Raw genomic sequence first — 1329 nt, forward strand, 5'->3', positions numbered from 1 at the left:
CCGCCGCAAGACGATCCGCAGCGCGCCGAGATGGAAGCCGGCTGGGAAGAGCCGTACGGAGACCGCGTCAATGAAGTGGTGTTCATCGGCCAGGAACTGGACCGCGCCGCCATCGAACTCGCCTTCGAAAATTCCTTGCTGAGCGACGCGGAGCTGGCCTCAGGGATGGCCGGCTGGCGCAGCCTGGCCGACCCGTTCCCGCAATGGGAGCGCGGCGACGAATGATGCACTTCAAGAAAGCCGCCATCGCCGCGCTGGCCGCATGGCTGGCGCCGTGCGCCGCCGCCGCCGCCCCCGCAGCAAGCGCCAGCACTGCGGCCATTGATGCGGCAGACGCCGCGCCGGGCGACAGCGTCACCATCAGCGCGCAGCGCCAGAACTACCGCAGCCTGAGCGCGGCCGGCGCCACCAAGACTGACGCTTTACTGCAGGACCTTCCGCAAAGCGTGCGCGTGCTGACCTCCGACCTGCTGCGCGACGCCGGGGCCACCTCGCTCTCGTCCGCGCTGGAACTTGCCAGCGGCATCGCTCAGCAGAGCAACCTGGGCGGCCTGTGGGACAGCTACGCCATGCGCGGCTTCACCGGCGACCCGAATTTCGGTTCCGACTACATGGTGAACGGCTTTAGCTCCAGCCGGGGCTACAACGGCATGCGCGACATTGCCGGCACGCAATCGGTCGAGATCCTGAAGGGGCCCGCGTCCGCCCTGTACGGACGCGGCGACCCGGGCGGCACGGTCAACATCCTGACCCGCAAGCCGCGTTTCGCGCCGCAGTACAGCCTGGAGACGTCCGCCGGCAGCCACCGGACCTGGCGCACGGCGGCCGACCTGGCCGGGCCAATCGGCGACACGCTGGCCTACCGCTTGAACGCCGCCCACCAGCGCGGCAACAGCTTCCGCGACACCTTGCACAGCGAGCGCAGTTTCCTGTCGCCTTCGCTGCTTTGGCTGATCGGCCCCGCCACTACGCTGTCCTACGAAGTGGAAGCCGCGCGCCAGGCCACGCCGTTCGACCGCGGGGTACTGGCCGTCAACGGCCAGTTGGGCGCCGTGCCGGTGTCGCGTTTCCTCGGCGAGCCGGGCGACGGCCGCGTAACCGTCAAGTCGCTGGGCCACCAGCTGTTCGTGCAGCACGAGCTGTCGGCAGCATGGTCGCTGCAAACCGGCCTGTCCTACCGCGACAGCTCGCTGGCCGGCTACTCCAGCGAGGCGAACAACCTGCTGGCAGATGGCCGTACCCTGCGCCGCCAGCGCCGCTACCGCGATTTCTCGGCCACCGACGGTTCGGCGCGCGCCGAACTGCTGGGCCGCGTCGGCACCCGCGCGG

General features: G+C 69.8%; 2 protein-coding genes. Both read left to right on the top strand.

The window, feature by feature from the left end; genetic code table 11:
- Window positions 1-225 (top strand): GTP-binding protein (locus AC6H42_RS10200; RefSeq protein ID WP_497547954.1); only part of this gene is annotated, 225 nt, incomplete at its 5' end.
- The coding region (locus AC6H42_RS10205; protein ID WP_497547955.1) for a TonB-dependent siderophore receptor at window positions 222-1329 on the top strand (1108 nt) is incomplete at its 3' end. The genes AC6H42_RS10200 and AC6H42_RS10205, both read left to right, overlap by 4 nt.

It is taken from the genome of Massilia sp. NBRC 108631 (assembly GCF_059704565.1).